Origin of the sequence: Aquabacterium sp. (genome assembly GCF_035476535.1) — a bacterium.
Classification (GTDB): Bacteria; Pseudomonadota; Gammaproteobacteria; order Burkholderiales; family Burkholderiaceae_C; genus Pseudaquabacterium.
The window spans coordinates 1-16924 of sequence record NZ_DATILJ010000301.1 but is presented as its reverse complement, the minus strand read 5'-3'; the positions used below and the strand labels follow the sequence as shown (position 1 = coordinate 16924).

Sequence of the window (16924 nt, the reverse complement as noted above, 5' to 3'; positions counted from 1 at the left end):
GTCGCACAGTAGCGAGATGCACACCGCCGACGAAGGCATCCGCTTCGACGCGACGATGGAGTCCATCAGCAGCGTCAAACTGCTGCAGGAAGGCGGCAGCATCACCGCGGCCAATGCCAGCCAGATCTGCGACGGCGCCAGCGGCGTGATGGTGGTCAGCGAGCGTGGCCTGAAGGCGCTGGGCGTCAAGCCGCTGGCGCGCATCCACCACATGACGATGGTCGGGGGCGACCCGGTGATCATGCTCGACGCGCCGATCCCGGCAACGCAGCGTGCACTGCAGAAGGCCGGTTTGAAAATCGATGACATCGACCTCTACGAAGTCAACGAAGCCTTCGCGCCGGTGCCGCTGGCCTGGCTGCAGGTGAGCGGCGGCGACCCGGCAAAGCTGAACGTCAACGGCGGCGCCATCGCGCTGGGCCACCCGCTTGGCGCCTCGGGCACCAAGCTGATGAGCACGCTGCTGCATGCGCTGCAGGCCCGCGGCGGCCGCTACGGCCTGCAGACCATGTGCGAAGGCGGCGGCATGGCCAATGTGACGATCATCGAGCGACTGTGATCGAGGGGCGCCGAGCGCCCTGGTCAACGCTTGGGTCCTGTCCGCTGCACCAGACGCCAAGCAGGCGCCGCAGGCGCTCAGGGGGATGGAATCACGCCGCCAGCCAGCGCGCCAGTTCCCGCTGCAGCGTGTCCATCGTCAGCGGCTTGGTCAGCACCGCGTCCATGCCGACGGCTTCGCAGGCCTGCCGGTCGCTGGCGCCGGCATGCGCCGTCAGCGCCACGATGGGCGCGCCGGGCCACAGCGCCTGGCGCTGCATGTCGCGCAGCCGGCGCGTGGCTTCCAGGCCGTCCATGCCGGGCATCTGCAGGTCCATCAGCACCAGGTCGGGCGGCTGCGCCTGGCAAGCCGCCAGCGCCTCGGTGCCTTCGTTGGCGATGTTCACCTGCAGCCCCAGCGCACGCAGGAACTCCGAGCCGACCAGCTGGTTCACCGGGTTGTCCTCGACCAGCAGCACGCTGGCGCCCTGGCGCAGCGGCGGCGCCGGCAGCAGGGCCTGGCCCGCGCTGGCCGCGCCGGCGAGCATGGCACGCAAAGTACGCGGCGTGAACGGCAGCATGGTGTTGACGATGCCCAGCGCACGGGCCTGCGCTTCCAGCGCCGGCTGGTACCAGTCAGGGCGGATCGCCAGGTGCAGCGCGGCCTGGGGCAGTGCCTCGCGCAGCGACGCCAGGCTGGATTCCGGGCTCAGCGCCTGCTCGGCGATCAGCACCAGGTCGGGCCGGCGATGCGGCGGCGCGGACCTGCCCGGCGCGGCCAGTCGCTGTGCCGTGGTGATGGCCTCGGCCAGCGAGGGCAGTGATTCGATGCTGCTGCCCAGGCGCTGAAAGCGCCGCTCGGTCCATTGCGCGGCGCCGGCGTGCGGATACACCAGCCAGACATGGCGCGGCGGCAATGCGGCTGCTTGTAGCGGCTGCACCGCGGCAGCGGCCGGTAGCGTCAACGACAGCTGCAGCGCCGCGCCCGGCGCATGCTGCGCGTCCAGCACGAGGTCGCCGCCCATTGCGCGCGCCAGGCGGCGTGCGATGGCCAGGCCCAGGCCCGTGCCGCCGTGCGTGCGTGACAGGCGCTCGTCGCCCTGCACGAAGGCTTCGAACACGCGTTCGCGCTGCGCGGCCGCGATGCCTGGGCCGCTGTCTTCGATGCGGATCCGGATCTGCAGTTGGCCGTCGGGCCGGCGCTGCGCGTCGCCACTGACGATGATCAGCCCTTCTGCGGTGAACTTGATGGCGTTGCCGACCAGGTTGTTGATGATCTGGCGGATGCAGCGTTCATCACCGACGGCCTGCTCGTCATCCCCGGTCCAGTCGTACAGCAGCGCCAGCGGGCGGCCGGTGACCAGCGGCATCACGCCGCGCAGCGCGTCGGCCAGCAGCTGCGGCAGGTCGAGCGGCCGGGCCTGCAGCTCGACGCCGCCGGCTTCGATGCGCGAGAAGTCCAGCACGTCGGAAATCACCCGCAGCAGGGCCTGGCCCGATTTCAGCGAGGTCTCCAGGTAGCGCCGCTGCGCCGGCGATTGCGCCATGCGCAGCGCCAGTTCGGTGAGGCCCAACACACCGTTCAGCGGCGTGCGGATCTCGTGGCTCATCTGCGCCAGGAACACCGACTTGGCGGCATTCGCCGCTTCGGCTTCGTCGCGGCGCTGCTCTGCCAGCTGCCGGGCCGCCTGCAGCCCGGCGGTGCGTTCGGCCACCAGCGCCTCGAGCTGCGCCCGCTGGTCCTCCAGCGCCAGCAGCGCGGTCTTCTCGCGGTGCACATCGCTCGCCGCGCCGCAGATGTAGCGGGCGCGGCCATCGTCGCCGGGCCACACCTGGCCGCGGCCGCGCACCCAGCGCCAGGCGCCGGCGCCATCGAGGAAGCGGACTTCGTAGCTGAAGCGCGTCAGCTCGCGCAAGGCCTGTTCGTAGGCGGCGATGAAATGCGCGCGGTCGTCCGGATGCACCCGCGCGGTGGCCATGCCGCGCCGGCCGGGCAGGGCCTCGGGCGTCAGGCCGAACAGGGCGTAGAAGCTGGGCGAGTACCAGCTCTCGCCGCTGTGCAGGTCGCGTTCCCAGTAACCGTCGTGCGAGCCAGCCAACGCACGTTCAAGCCGTTGCTGGCGGGAGCTGGAGTCCGCGCGTTTCATGGGGGCCGCTGGCAGTGGCTGGGCTGGCGACGACTCTACCACCCGGTGCGCGGCGCTTGTGCAGTGCGGCATGGCGCCGGCAGGGCCTGGAATCGTCGCATCCGACGATATCGGCCGGCGCGGGCCGCGCCTAGCATGTGCGCCACCCTGACCTCGGAGCGCCGCCCATGCTCGGACTGATGCAAGACCGGCCGCTGCTGATCTCGTCGCTGATCGAGCATGCGGCCACCTTCCACCCCGGCACCGAAATCATCTCGCGACTGCCGGAGGGCACGGTGCACCGCAGCAACTGGGGCGACATCCGGCTGCAGGCCAGGCAGATCGCCAACGCACTGCAGGCGCTGGGCATCCAGCCCGGCGAGCGTGTCGGCACGCTGGCCTGGAACGGCTACCGCCACCTGGCGCTGTACTACGGCGTCTCGGGCAGCGGCGCGGTGCTGCACACGGTGAACCCGCGGCTGTTTCCCGAGCAGATCGACTACATCGTCAACCATGCCGAAGACCAGCTGCTGTTCTTCGACATCACGTTCGCGCCGCTGGTCGAGAAGCTGGCGCCGGCGCTGAAGACGGTGAAGGCCTTCATCGCGATGACAGACCGTGCGCACATGCCGGCGATCGAGCTGCCGAACCTGCTGTGCTACGACGAGCTGATCGGCGCGCAGAGCACGGCCTACACCTGGCCGGCGCTGGACGAGCGCAGCGCTTCGTCGCTGTGCTACACCTCGGGCACCACCGGCCACCCCAAGGGCGTGCTGTATTCGCATCGCTCGACGATGCTGCACACACTGATGGAACTGGCGCCCGACACCTTCGGCCTGAGCACGCGCGAAACCGTGTTGCTGGTGGTGCCGATGTTCCATGCCAATGCCTGGGGCACGCCGTACGGGGCGGCGATGGTCGGCGCCAAGCTGGTGCTGCCCGGCCCGCACCTCGACGGCAAGAGCATCTACGAGCTGCTGCGCGACGAGCGCGTCACGTTCTCGCAGGGCGTGCCGACGGTGTGGCTGATGCTGTTCCAGTTCTTCGATGCCAACCCGCAGCTCAAGCCGCGCGATCTGGGCATCCAGCGCGTGGGCATCGGCGGCGCGGCGGTGTCGCGCGCGATGCTCGAGCGCTTCGAGCGCGATTTCGGCGCCGAGGTCACGCAGGGCTGGGGCATGACCGAAACCAGCCCGATCGGCGTGATCAGCAAGCTGCTGCCCAAACACGACCAGATCAGCGGCGACGAGCTGGTGAAGGTCAAGCTCAAGCAGGGCCGCGGTGTCTGGGGCGTGGAGCTGAAGATCGTTGACGAAACCGGCCAGGCCTTGCCCTGGGACGGCCAGGCCTTCGGCCACCTGCTGGTGCGCGGGCCCTGGATCTGCAGCGGCTACTTCAAGAGCGAAGGCGGCTCGGTGCTGGATGCCGAGGGCTACTTTCCGACCGGCGATGTCGCGACCATCGATGCCGACGGCTACCTGCAGCTGGTCGACCGCGCCAAGGACGTCATCAAGTCCGGCGGCGAATGGATCTCGTCGATCGACCTCGAGAACGTCGCGATGGGCCACCCGGCGGTGGCCGAAGCCGCGATCATTGGCGTGGCGCATCCGAAGTGGCAGGAGCGGCCGCTGCTGCTGGTGGTCAAGCGCGCGGACCACGAGCTGACGCGCGAGGCCATGTTGGACTACCTGAGCGCGCGCGTGGCCAAATGGTGGCTGCCGGACGACGTGGTGTTTGTCGACAGCCTGCCGCACACGGCCACCGGCAAGCTGCTGAAAACCCGGCTGCGCGAACAGTTTCGCGATTACCGATTGCCGACCGCTTGATCACAGGAGATGCTCCGATGGCCGGACCCTTGGCTGGGCTGAAGGTGGTGGAGATGGCCGGCCTCGGTCCGGCACCGTTTTGCGCGATGCTGCTGGCCGACATGGGCGCACAGGTGCTGCGCATCACGCGGCCCGGCGTGGTGGTGGATCCGCACGACGTGAGCACGCGCAACCGCCTGGCGCTGCCGCTGGACCTGCGCCAGACCGAGGGCGCCGAGACCGCGCGCGGCTTCATCGACAAGGCCGACGCGCTGATCGAAGGCTTCCGGCCCGGCGTGATGGAACGCCTGGGCCTGGGCCCCGAGGCCTGCCTGGCACGCAACCCGCGCCTGGTCTACGGCCGCATGACCGGCTGGGGCCAGCACGGGCCCTTGGCGCATGCTGCCGGCCACGACATCAACTACATCGCGATCAGCGGTGCGCTGCATGCCATCGGCCGGCCGGGTGAAGCGCCGGTGCCGCCGCTGAACTACGTCGGCGACTTCGGCGGCGGCGGCATGCTGCTCGCGGTGGGCCTGCTGGCGGCCCTGCACGAGGCGCGCAGCTCCGGCCGTGGCCAGGTGGTGGACGCCGCGATGACCGATGGCGCCGCACTGCTCTCGGCCTTCATGTACGGCTTCAAGTCGGCCGGCCGCTGGAGCAACCAGCGCGGCGAGAACATGCTCGATGGCGGCGCACATTTCTACGACACCTATGCCTGCGCCGACGGCAAGTACATCGCCATCGGCGCGATCGAGCCACAGTTCTATGCCGAGCTGCGTGAACGCTGCGGCATCCACGATGCGATCTTCGATGCGCAGATGGACGCGGCCCGCTGGCCGATGCTGAAGCTGCGGCTGGCCGATGTGTTCCGCACGCGCACCCGCGACGAGTGGTGCGCGCTGCTCGAAGGCAGCGACGCCTGCTTTGCGCCGGTGCTCGATTGGGACGAGGCGCCGCAACATGCGCACAACCGCGCGCGCGACACCTTCGTCTCGCTCGATGGCGTGGTACAGCCGGCGCCGGCGCCGCGTTTTTCGCGCACGCCCTCGGCACGGCCGGTGCCGCCGGCGGCCACCACGCTGGCCGACTCGCACCGCGCCTGGACCGCGGCGAACGACGCCTGAGCCACGTTTTCAAACGGGAGACAGCGCATGCCCCTGGCCTTCAAGCGCTCGTGGAATGACGAGGATCTGGCGCGTTACCGCGACTCGGTGATCCGTTTCATCGAAGTCGAGCTGCAGCCGCAGGATGAAGCCGCGCGCCAGCAAGGCCATGTCGGCCATGCGATCTGGCGCCGTGCCGGCGAACTGGGCTTCCTGTGCCCGGACATCCCGGAAGCCTACGGCGGCGGCGGCGGTGACTTTCGCCACGGGGCGGTGTTCTACGAAGAGATGGCCCGCCGCGCGCTGACCGGCATGAGCACCTCCGTGCACGCCATCGTCTCGCGCTATTTCCTGAACCACGGCACCGAGGCGCAGAAGCAGCGCTTCCTGCCGCGCCTGGCGCGCGGCGAGATCGTCGGCGCCATCGCGATGACCGAGCCTGGCGCCGGCTCCGACCTGCAGGGCGTGCGCACGCGCGCCGAGCGGCGCGGCGAGCATTACCGCATCAACGGCAGCAAGACCTTCATCACCAACGGCACCCTGGCCGGCGTGGTGCTGGTGGTCTGCAAGACCGATCCGGTGCAGGGTGCACGCGGCACCTCGATCCTCATCGTCGAGACCGCGGATCAGCCGGGGTACCGCATCGGCCGCCGGCTCGACAAGATGGGCTTGAAGGCGCAGGACACCTCGGAACTCTTCTTCGACGACGTGCAGGTGCCGGTCGAGAACCTGCTGGGCGGCCAGGAGGGCCAGGGCTTCTACCAGCTGATGGGCGATCTGCCGTATGAACGTTTGATCATCGGCGTGAGCGCCATCGCGTGCCTGGAAGGCGCCTTCGACGCCACGCTGGCCTACACCCGCGAGCGCAAGGCCTTCGGCAAGCCGATCAGCGAGTTCCAGAACACCCAGTTCAAGCTGGCCGAATGCGCGACGCAGATCACGGTGGGCCGCGCCTTCATCGACCGCTGCGTCGAGCAGTTGGTGGCCGGCACGCTGGACGCCGCCACCGCGGCGATGGCCAAGCTCTGGGCCTCCGAGACCCAGGGCCGCGTGCTCGACGAGTTATTGCAGCTGTGGGGCGGCTACGGCTACATGAACGAGACCATGATCACCCGCATGTATGCCGACGCGCGGGTGCAGCGCATCTATGGCGGCACCAGCGAGATCATGAAGGAAGTCATCTCGCGGGCCTTGTGAGCGCCGCGACCACCCAAGGACAGACGACACCATGACCCTCGACGACATGCTCTACAAGCCCGGCCTGCTGAACGGCCAGCGCATCCTGATCACCGGTGGCGGCACGGGGCTCGGACGTGTGATGGCCGAAGGCTTCCTGATGCTCGGCGCCCAGGTCTACCTGTGCGGCCGGCGCGGCCCGGTGGTCGAAGACACGGCCGGCGAGTTGATGGCCCGGCATGGCGGGCAGGCCACCGGCCTGGCCTGCGACATCCGCCAGCCCGATGCCATCACCGAGATGCTGGACCGCATCTGGGCCGACGGCGGCGCGCTGACCGGCCTGGTCAACAATGCCGCGGGCAACTTCGTCAGCCGCACCGAAGACCTGTCGGTGCGCGGCTTCGACGCGGTGAGCAACATCGTGCTGCGCGGCAGCTTCAGCATGACGCTGGACTGCGGCAAGCGCTGGCTGGCCGAAGGCCGCAAGGCCTCGGTGCTGTCGATCCTGGTGACCTGGGTCTGGAACGGCTCGCCCTTCGTCGTGCCCTCGGCGATGGCCAAGTCGGGTTTGCATGCGATGACGCAATCGCTGGCGGTGGAATGGGCCGGCCGCGGCATCCGCTTCAACGCCATCGCGCCCGGCCTGTTCCCCACCGAAGGCATGAGCGCACGCCTGAACCCCGGCGGCGGTGAGCACAAGGCCCGCGGCAACCCGATGGACCGCGCCGGCCGCATGCCGGAGCTGGCCAACCTGGCGGTCTACCTGATGAGCGATCAGGCCGAGTACGTCAACGGCCAGACCATCGCCATCGACGGCGGCCAGTACCAGGCCACCGGCGGCAACTTTTCGGCGATGCGGGACTGGACCGACGCGGACTGGGCCACGGCGCGAGCGGCGATCGAAGATCGCAACAAGGCGGATCGGCTGCAGCGCACGACCTGAGTGCCTGACCCACGTCAAACGCTGTCGGGTCGCCGGCGTGCCGCCTGCGGACGCTCACGCTCGCGGGCCGGCGAGCCGCCGCCGCACCATCGCGATATGGCCGCGCAGTGAATAGAGTTCATCGGCATAGGACAGCGGCACGCTGACCTGCCCGACGCGGGCCTCGACCTCGTCGAGTTCACGCGCCAGTTCTTCGGCCGGCCGCGAGCCCAGGCCCTCTTCGATCGCCCGCAGCTGCGCATACCAGCGGAACACCCGGGAGCGGATGCGGAACTGGTACAGCGGCGGCACGATGCGCGACAGCGGCAGCAGCACCGCGATGATCGACACCAGCACCACCCACATGCGGTCGAACAGGTTGGCGAACCAGAACGGCAGGTAGCGCTGCATCCACGGTGGGCCGTTGCGGTAATAACGTTCAGCCTCGGCGGCCAGCGGCCATTCGGTGTTGCGGATGTTCGGGAACTCGCCGCGGCGCTGGAACCAGCCGGCGCCGCCATGCACTTCCTGCGCGGCCTGCACCAGCAGCTGGATCAGCGCCGGGTGGGTGTGTTCGCGCGCCACCAGCATGGCGGTGGGCGCCACCAGGTGCACGTCCTGCGGCGGCTGGTCGGTGGCCAGGTCGACGATGCCGCGCGGCAGCAGCACCGGGCTGATGAACTCGAAGCGGCGCGCATAGGCCTCGGCCTGCGCGAAGTCGAACAGCCGGATGCCGGGCGTGCGCAGCAGCATCTGCACCATCAGCGATTCGGGCGCCGAGGCGAAGACCAGCGCATCGAGCGAACCGTCGAGCAGCGCCACGACGGCAGGCGTTTCTTCCTGCCGCAGCAGCGTCAGCGTCTCGGGCTTCAGCGCATTGGCCTCCAGCACGCGGTTCATCAGGTTCGGCACGCCGCTGCCGGGCGGACCGATGTTCAGGCGCCAGCCGGGCAGCTGGGCCAGGCTGGTCAGGGCATTGGATTTCAGCAGCCGTTGCGCCGCATCCTGGCGATAGAACAGCCACACCGGTTCATGGAACAGGCTGCCGAGTGACAGCAGGTCCTTGTTCGCCGGGTTCTGCTCGCTGCCTTCGGCATCGGCACCACCCTGCACGAAGGCCACGTCGACGCCCGAGTCCGGGTTGCGCAGTAGCGCCAGGTTCTCCGCCGCGCCTTGGGTGTTGCGCAATTCGACAGTGATGCCATGGCGCTTCAGCACCTTGGCATAACGCTGTCCGAACTCGGCATAGGCGCCGCGCGGCGTGCCGGTGGCCAGCACCACGCGTTGCGGCGGCGTCGGGTCCAGCACCCAGTAGGCCAGCAGCAGCAGCACCAAGGTCAGCAGCACCAGGGGCCCGGCGGTGACCAGCAGGTCGCGCACCGACAGCAAGGTGTGCTGCAGCGTCTTGTGCAGCACGCGGGTCATCGGCGGGGAGGAGGGCAGGGCCATGCCGCTACGATACCGCGCGGCACACGCTGCCTACGCAGCGGGCCCTCAGGTGAAGAAGCCGCCCCGCAGGTCGAGCTGCGCTGAGCCATGGCCCGAGGGTATCCGCAGTACTTCAGCCGGTGGCGTTCTGCGTATCGTGTGCTTCTTTGCGCGGCGCCTGCCGGTTGCTCAGCAACCAGGCCACCAGCTCGGCCGGCGGCAGCGGCCGCGCGAAGTGATAACCCTGCAGTTCATCGCAGTGTGCGGCGCGCAGGGCTCCGGCCACCGCTTCGCTTTCGACCCCTTCGGCCACCACGCGCAGGCCCAGCGTATGGCCCAGGCCGATGATGGCGCGGGTGATCGCCAGGTCGGTGGCATCGGCCAGCAGGTCGCGCACGAAGGAGCGGTCGATCTTCAGCCGGTCGATCGGGAAGCGGTTCAGGTAGTTCAGGCTGGAATAGCCGGTGCCAAAGTCGTCGACTGACAGCGAGACGCCCAGGCGCTTCAGTGCATGCAGCTGGCCCAGCGTGTCCTTCACCGTTTCCATCAGCGTCGATTCGGTGAGCTCGAGTTCCAGCGCGGCCGGGTTCACGCCGTAGCGCGCGATGGCCTGGCGCAGCACCTCCACCAGGTCGGGGTCGCGCAGCTGCACGGCCGACAGGTTGATCGAGACAGCCACCTCGCCCAGGCCCTGGTCCTTCCACAGCGCATGCTGGCGGCAGGCTTCGGTGATGACCCAGGCGCCGATGCCCATGATCAGCCGCGACTCCTCGGCGATCGGAATGAACTCCACCGGCGAGACCTCGCCCAGCTCCGGCGAGGACCAGCGCAGCAGCGCTTCGACGCCGACCAGCGTGCCGCTTTGCGCCGCGACGCGCGGCTGGTAGTGCAGCGCCATCTCGCCCCGGTCGATGGCGTGGCGCAGCTGCGATTCCAGCCGCAGCCGCTTGTGCGCGCGCTCGTTCAGCTCGGGCGTGAAGAACTGGGCGCTGTCGCGGCCCATGGCCTTGGCCTGGTACATCGCCACGTCGGCATGCTGCATCAACTCGTCGATGTCGCGCGAATCATCGGGGAACAGCGCCACGCCGATGCTGCAGGACACATGCAGCTCGGCACTGCCGACCTGGTGCACGCGGCGGATCATCGGCACCAGCCGGCGCTCGACGATGCCCAGCACCTCGTCGCTGCCGTTGACGCCGCTCAAGGCGATGACGAACTCGTCGCCGCCCAGCCGGCACACCGTGTCGCCGTCGCGCACCGCCTCCTGCAGCCGCTTGGCCACCGAGCGCAGCAGCGCGTCCCCGGCATGGTGGCCCAGCGAGTCATTGATGGTCTTGAAGCGGTCGAGGTCGATGAACAGCACCGCCACCTGATGGCCACTGCGCCGCGCCTGCTGGGTGGCCTGGCGCAGGCGTTCGGTGAACAGCAGGCGGTTGGGCAAACCGGTCAGCGCATCGTGATGGGCCAGGAAGTGAATGCGCTCCTCGCTGGCCTTGCGGTCGCTGATGTCCAGTGCGGTGCAGATGTAGTGCGAGACGCTGCCCGGCCCGTCGCGCACCGCGCTGACCACCAGCCAGGCCGGGTAGGTGCTGTCGCTGCGCCGCTTCAGCCGCACTTCGCCTTGCCAGCTGCCGCGCTTGTCGGCGGCGGCCCAGATCTGCGCCAGCACGGCGCTGCTGGCCTCTTCGTCGAACAGGGGCGCCAGCGTCTCGCCGATCAGCTCGGCCAACTCGAACCCGGTGTGGCGGCACAGCGCGCGGTTGGCGGTGAGCACGCGGTGCCGTGCGTCGAGGATCAGGATGCCCTCGGACGAGGCCTCGAAGACCTTGGCCCACAGCTCCAGCCGCTGCTCCAGGGTCTTCAGATCGCTGATGGGCGCGAAGGCGGTCAGCACTGCGTCCTGGCCCTGGTAGACCAGGCGTCGTGCCGACAGCACGGCCCAGGCCGGCTCGGCGCCGCCGCGCCAGTGCACCTCGAATTGATTGACCGCCTCGCGGTCGGCCAGTTCCTGGAAGAAGCGGGCGCGCACCGGGGCCTCCAGCCCGACGGCCCAGGGGTCGCTGCGCCGGCCATTCAGCCAGGCGGCGGCCGGGCCGTTGGCATGCAGCACCTCATGGCCCGGTACTGCCGTCACCACCATCGGGATCGGCGTGGCCTCCACCAGGTTCTGCTGGGCCTGCGCGGCGCGTGCGGTGGCCGCCAGCTCCTGCTGGATGCCGCGCTCATGGTCCAGCTGGGCCAGCATGCTGTTGAAGCCGTCCACCAGGCGGCCGATCTCGTCGTGGCTGTTCCACTGCGCGCGCAAGCTGTGGTCGCCGGTGCGGCGCACCGTGTCGGCCACGTCGGACAACCGGCGCAGCGGCAGCGCGATCAGCCGCGCGACGAAGTACACCGCCGTCAGGATCAGCAGCAGCAGGAACAGCGCCGTGCCCATGTGCAGCCACATGCGGGTGAAGAAGCCGCCGATGCGCACGTCGATCAACCGGTCCAGCTGCGCGGCGCTGGATTGCCAGGCGCCGTCCAGCGCGCCGAACAAGGCCTGCTGGTCGGCATGCAGCGCGGGCAGGCCGGGTGCGCCGCCGGCGCTGTCCAGCAGCAGCCGGCTGGTGCTGCGAAATCGCTCGATGCCGGCCAGCAACCGCGCCTGGCCGGGCTGCAGCGCGTGGCGCAGCTGCGCATCGGCGGCCGCGGCAAAGGCTTCGGCATGGTCGGACTCGATGCCGCGCGCGGTGGCCACCAGGCGGCCTTCGAGCACCAGGTAGCGCGTGCGTGCGTCGTTGCCAGGGGGTTGCGGGCCCTGGGCCTGCTGCTGCAGTTCATGGCCGATCTGCGCCACCAGTTCCAGCAGTTCGGGGTAGCGCAGCAGCACGATGGACATCGTGTAGTAGCTGTCCAGGTCGGGGTCGAGGATCAGGTTCGACTGGTTGCCGATGCGCGTGACCAGCGCACGTGCCCGCTCGAAAGCCTGCTGACGCAGCGCCAGCGCGTGGCTGCTGGACGTTGTCGGCCCGCCCAGCGGCGAGGCCGCCAGCGCCAGCAGCGCGGCCTGCAGCGCCACGCTGGTGTCGCTGCTGTTCATGCCGGCGCCATGCTGCTGTTCGGCGCGCTGCAGGCGATCGGCCAGCGGATTCGCGCCGGGCAGCAACTGCGCGTCGCCATCGCGGGCCAGGACCATCAGGCCCTGGCGCACCTCGCCGACGTAGGCGTTGCCGGCCAGTTCCTTGCGCGCGAAGTCGATGGCGATGAACTTCTCGTTGATCAGGATGCCGCTGATGAAGATCACCGCGCTCAGGTCGAGCAGGTAGATCAGCATCAGCTTGCGGCTCACGCTCAGGCGGCCGAGGAAACGGGTGAACAGCTGCTTCATGGCAAGGGTGTGTAACAGGGTGCATGCAACGGCTGTGCCATCGGCGCCTTGTCGAACCGCCCGGGCGGGGAAAAACGTGAAGGATGTCGCTGCGCTGTTAAATTGCCGGCACCCTGCCGCCCGGCGCTTGCGCGAATTCACGGGCATGCGGCTTGCGTGCAGCGCCTTTTCTCCCCGATCCCTTCAAGAAGGAGACCTCATGAGCCTCACGCCACTCTCCCGTCGCACCGTGATCGTGCTGGCCGCCGCCGCGGCGCTGCTGCCCGGCCTCGCCGCCGCACAGGCCAAGCCCAAGGTGGCGGCGATCTACACCGTGCCCTTCGAGCAGCAATGGGTCAGCCGCATCCACAAGGCGCTGAAGGCGGCCGAAGCGCGCGGCGAGATCGAGTACAAGGCCAGCGAGAACGTCGCCAATGCCGACTACGAACGCGTGATGCGTGAATACGCCAATGGCGGCAGCGGCTTCATCGTCGGCGAGGCCTTCGGCATCGAAGCCGCGGCGCGCAAGGTGGCGAAAGACTTCCCCAAGGTCTCGTTCCTGATGGGCTCCTCGGGCAAGCCGCAGGCACCGAATTTCTCGGTCTTCGACAACTACATCCAGGACCCGGCCTACCTGAGCGGCATGGTCGCCGGCGGCATGACCAAGAGCCACAAGATCGGCATGGTCGGCGGCTTCCCGATCCCCGAGGTGAACCGGCTGATGAACGCCTTCATGGCCGGCGCGAAGGAGGTCAATCCGAAGGTCGAATTCACCGTGTCCTTCATCAACAGCTGGTTCGACCCGCCCAAGGCCAAGGAAGCCGCCTTCGCGATGATCGACAAGGGCGCCGACGTGATGTATGCCGAACGCTTCGGCGTCAGCGACGCGGCGAAGGAGCGCAAGGTGCTGGCCATCGGCAACGTCATCGACACGCAGGACAAGTACCCCGACACCGTGGTGGCCTCGGCGCTGTGGCACATGGAGCCGACCATCGACCGCGCGCTGAAGCTGGTGAAGGATGGCAAGTTCACGGCCGAGGACTATGGCCATTATTCGATGATGAAGCACAAGGGCTCGTCGCTGGCGCCGCTGGGCACCTTCGAGAAGAAGGTACCGGCCGAGATCGTCGCCAAGGTCCGGGCCAAGGAGAAGGCCATCCTGGACGGCAGCTTCACCGTGAAGGTGGATGACTCGCAGCCGAAGTCGGGAACGAAGTGAGCGGCGATGGCTGCGAACACAAGCGCCCGGCAGCCGAAGTCGGGAACGAAGTGACATCGATGCCGCGATGAGCGACACCGTGCTGCGCCTGCAGCACATCAGCAAGCGCTTCGGTGCGCTGGTGGCCAACGACGACATCTCGCTCGAGCTGTCGCGCGGCGAGGTGCTGGCGCTGCTGGGCGAAAACGGCGCCGGCAAGTCGACGCTGGTGTCCATTCTGTTTGGGCACTATGAAGCCGATGCCGGCACGATCGAGGTGTTCGGCCAGCCGCTGCCGCCCGGCCAGCCGCGCGCCGCGCTGGCCGCCGGCATCGGCATGGTCCACCAGCACTTCACGCTGGCCGACAACCTGACGGTGCTGGACAACGTGATGCTGGGCACCGAGCCACTGTGGCGGCCGTGGTCGGCACGCCGCGTCGCACGTGAACGGCTGCTGGCCGCGGCGCAGCGCTTCGGACTGGCGGTGCAACCGGATGCGCTGGTCGGCAGCCTGTCGGTCGGTGAACGCCAGCGTGTCGAGATCCTGAAGGCGCTGGTGCGCGGCGCGCGCATCCTGATCCTCGATGAACCGACCGCCGTGCTGACGCCGCAGGAAAGCGAAGCGCTGTTCGCGACGCTGGCGCAGATGGTGGCACAGGGCTTGTCCATCATCTTCATCAGCCACAAGCTGGGCGAGGTGCTGCGGGTGTCCCATCGCATTGCCGTGCTGCGCGCCGGCAAGCTGGTGGCGCAAGCCGCAGCGGCCGACGTGACACAGGCGCAGCTGGCGCTGTGGATGGTCGGCCAGGCGATTGTGTTGCCGGCGCGGCAGCCAGCGTTGGCGGTGGCTGATGCGGTGTGTGTGCTGGATCGCGTCAGCACGACGGCCGGTGGCCGCGGCCGGCTCGATGCGGTGTCGCTGAGCCTGCATGCCGGCGAGATCGTCGCGATTGCCGGGGTGTCGGGCAATGGCCAGGTGGCGCTGGCGGAGATCTTGAGCGGCACCCGTGCGACCAGTACTGGCAGCCTGCGCTACCTCGGCCAGACTATGCCTGCGCAACCGGCGCTGCTGGTGGAGCAGGGCGTGGCGCGCATCCCGGAAGACCGGCATGCGGTCGGTGTGGTCGGCGACCTGCCGGTGTGGGAGAACGCGGTCAGCGAACGGCTGCGCGGTTCAGCGTTTTCGCGCCGCTTCGCCGGGCTGCGCTGGGTCAAGCGGACCGCGGCGAAGGCGCATGCCCAACGCATCGTCAAGGACTTCGATGTGCGCGGCGCCGGCCCGCAGGCGCCGGCGCGTGCGCTGTCCGGCGGCAACATGCAGAAGCTGATCCTGGGCCGTGCGCTGCGTGCGCCCGACGGCCGGCCGCCGCGGCTGATCGTCGCGCACCAGCCGACCTGGGGCCTGGATGTCGGCGCGGTGGCCTTTGTGCAGCGGCAGCTGATCGCGGCGCGCGATGCCGGTGCCGCGGTGCTGCTGATCTCCGACGACCTGGACGAAGTGCTGAGCTTGGGCGACCGTGTCGCGGTGATGCATGCCGGCCGCCTGACCGAAGCGCTGGCCGCCGACGCCTGGACCCGCGAAACGCTGGGGCTCGCGATGGCCGGCCTCGGCGATGCGCAGCGTGCCGAGCTTGCAGCGGCATGAGGCTGGAAAAGCGCGCCCAGGCCTCGCCGGCCGCGCTGCTGCTGGCGCCCATCGGCGCGGTGCTGTTCACGCTGGGCGTCAGTGCCCTGCTGGTGCTGTGGGCCGGTGCGCCGATAGGCCGCACCTATTCGGCGATATTTTCCGGCGGCTTCGGTTCGGTGTTTGCGCTGAGCGAAACCTTCGCCCGCGCGATCCCGCTGATCCTGACCGGCCTGGCCGCCACGGTGGCCTTCAAGGCGCGGCTGTTCAACATCGGCGCCGAGGGACAGTTCTACGGCGGTGCGATGGCGGCGGTGGCGGTCGGTGGCCTGAACGCCGGCGGTGAGTTGTGGGCGTCGCCCTGGCTGGTGTTTCCGCTGATGCTGCTGGCCGCGGCCGGCGTCGGCGCGCTGCTGTTGCTGGGGCCGGCGCTGCTGAAGATGCGGTTGGGCGTCGACGAGGTGGTGACGACGCTGCTGATGAACTTCATCGTGCTGCTCGGAGTCTCGGCCCTGCTCGACGGGCCGATGAAGGACCCGTCGGCGCTGGGCTGGCCGCAGAGCCTGCCGCTGGCGGGCGAGTTGGAACTGGCGCGGCCGCTCGAAGGCACGCGACTGCACAGCGGCCTGTTCATTGCCTTCAGCCTGGCGGTGGCGCTGTGGGCGGTGTTCAAGCACACGGTGCTGGGCTTCGACATCCGCGCCACGGGCGCGAATGCACGCGCCGCGGCTTTCGCCGGTGTGCCGGCTTTGCGCACGGCGGTATGGGTGGCGCTGATGTCGGGTGCCTTGGCCGGGCTGGCCGGTGCCGTCGAAGTGGCCGGCCGCACCGGCTACGTCACGATGGACATGTCGCCGGGCTATGGCTACACCGGCATCGTCATCGCGATGCTCGCGGGGCTGCACCCGCTGGGCGTGCTGGCCGCCAGCGTCTTCGTCGCCGGCGTGCTGGTCGGCGCCGACAGCATGAGCCGGGCGGTGGGTGTGCCGACCTACATCGCCGACGTGATCGTCGCGACCTCGTTGATCGCCGTGCTGGTGGCGACATTGCTGACGCAGTACCGCCTGCGCTGGCGCCGGTGATGACGGAACTGATCGACATCGTCACGCAGCTGCCCTTCTGGGTGGCGGTGCTGCGCATCGCCACGCCGCTGATCCTGGGCACGCTGGGGGTGTTGCTGTGTGAACGGGCGGGCGTGCTGAACCTCGGCATCGAGGGCATCATGGTTGCCGGCGCGTTCAGCGGCTGGCTGGCGGTGTACTTCGGCCAGGGCTTGTGGCTGGGGGTGCTGGTGGCCGCAGGCACGGGTGCCGTGTTCGGCCTGCTGCATGCCGCGCTGACCGTCGGCCTGGCGCTGTCGCAGCACGTGGCCGGGCTGGGCATCACGCTGCTGGCCACGTCACTCAGCTATTACGGCTACCGCGTCAGTTTCCCCAGGGTCAACACGCCGCCGACGATCACGCCGTTTGCCGAGATGACCGACCTCGGCCTCCCGGTGCTGAGCGGCCAGACGCCGCTGACGCTGCTGGCCCTGGCGCTGGTGCCGCTGCTGGCGTACCTGCTGAACCGCACGCCCGCCGGCCTGGCGCTGCGCATGGTGGGCGAGAACCCGCAGGCCGCCGAAGGCCAGGGCATTTCGGTGGCGGCCACGCGCAC

Annotated in this window: 11 protein-coding genes and 1 pseudogene; 9 read left to right on the top strand and 3 right to left on the bottom strand. The window is 69.3% G+C overall.

The features are described from left to right. Nucleotides 1–559, top strand: a pseudogene (locus tag VLK61_RS29065) (acetyl-CoA C-acetyltransferase); the annotation flags it as partial. Nucleotides 560–650: 91 nt separating this feature from the next. Here the strand turns inward: VLK61_RS29065 and VLK61_RS29060 are convergent. After that, nucleotides 651–2684, bottom strand: coding sequence for a PAS domain-containing hybrid sensor histidine kinase/response regulator (locus VLK61_RS29060; RefSeq protein WP_325426666.1), 2034 nt, complete (start codon nucleotides 2682–2684; stop codon nucleotides 651–653). Nucleotides 2685–2851: 167 nt separating this feature from the next. Between VLK61_RS29060 and VLK61_RS29055 the strand changes: the two genes are divergently transcribed. Genes VLK61_RS29055 through VLK61_RS29040 form a run of 4 tightly spaced genes read left to right on the top strand, consistent with a single transcriptional unit; the run spans nucleotide 2852 to nucleotide 7693 of the window. After that, nucleotides 2852–4489, top strand: coding sequence for a 3-(methylthio)propionyl-CoA ligase (locus tag VLK61_RS29055; RefSeq protein ID WP_325426664.1), 1638 nt, complete (start codon nucleotides 2852–2854; stop codon nucleotides 4487–4489). A gap of 17 nt (nucleotides 4490–4506) precedes the next feature. Beyond that, nucleotides 4507–5595 carry a CaiB/BaiF CoA transferase family protein gene (locus tag VLK61_RS29050; RefSeq protein WP_325426662.1) on the top strand — a complete coding sequence of 363 codons (1089 nt, stop codon included), beginning with the start codon at nucleotides 4507–4509 and terminating at the stop codon, nucleotides 5593–5595. A gap of 27 nt (nucleotides 5596–5622) precedes the next feature. Next, the gene (locus VLK61_RS29045) at nucleotides 5623–6771 is read left to right on the top strand and encodes an acyl-CoA dehydrogenase family protein (RefSeq protein WP_325426660.1); all 1149 of its coding nucleotides are present in this window, start codon (nucleotides 5623–5625) and stop codon (nucleotides 6769–6771) included. Between the two features lie 31 nt (nucleotides 6772–6802). After that, on the top strand, nucleotides 6803–7693 hold the full coding sequence (locus VLK61_RS29040) for an SDR family oxidoreductase (protein WP_325426658.1): 891 nt from the start codon (nucleotides 6803–6805) through the stop codon (nucleotides 7691–7693). 54 nt (nucleotides 7694–7747) lie between these two features. On the opposite strand, the gene VLK61_RS29035 is transcribed toward VLK61_RS29040, so the two are convergent. Both VLK61_RS29035 and VLK61_RS29030 read right to left on the bottom strand, forming a co-directional pair. After that, nucleotides 7748–9097: a TAXI family TRAP transporter solute-binding subunit gene (locus VLK61_RS29035; RefSeq protein WP_325426656.1), complete on the bottom strand. Its 1350-nt coding sequence runs from the start codon at nucleotides 9095–9097 to the stop codon at nucleotides 7748–7750. A gap of 136 nt (nucleotides 9098–9233) precedes the next feature. Then, nucleotides 9234–12467, bottom strand: coding sequence for an EAL domain-containing protein (locus tag VLK61_RS29030; RefSeq protein WP_325426654.1), 3234 nt, complete (start codon nucleotides 12465–12467; stop codon nucleotides 9234–9236). 199 nt (nucleotides 12468–12666) lie between these two features. Between VLK61_RS29030 and VLK61_RS29025 the strand changes: the two genes are divergently transcribed. The 4 genes from VLK61_RS29025 to VLK61_RS29010 form a co-directional block, all read left to right on the top strand. Continuing rightward, nucleotides 12667–13665 (top strand): BMP family protein, encoded by a 999-nt coding sequence (locus VLK61_RS29025; RefSeq protein WP_325426653.1) that lies wholly within the window; start codon nucleotides 12667–12669, stop codon nucleotides 13663–13665. 67 nt (nucleotides 13666–13732) lie between these two features. Beyond that, nucleotides 13733–15289 (top strand): ABC transporter ATP-binding protein, encoded by a 1557-nt coding sequence (locus VLK61_RS29020; RefSeq protein ID WP_325426651.1) that lies wholly within the window; start codon nucleotides 13733–13735, stop codon nucleotides 15287–15289. Further along, the gene (locus VLK61_RS29015) at nucleotides 15286–16350 is read left to right on the top strand and encodes an ABC transporter permease (RefSeq protein WP_325426649.1); all 1065 of its coding nucleotides are present in this window, start codon (nucleotides 15286–15288) and stop codon (nucleotides 16348–16350) included. The genes VLK61_RS29020 and VLK61_RS29015 overlap by 4 nt, the downstream gene beginning before the upstream one ends. Continuing rightward, nucleotides 16350–16924, top strand: a 575-nt coding sequence (locus tag VLK61_RS29010; protein WP_325426647.1) for an ABC transporter permease, incomplete at its 3' end; no start/stop codon positions are given. The genes VLK61_RS29015 and VLK61_RS29010, both read left to right, overlap by 1 nt.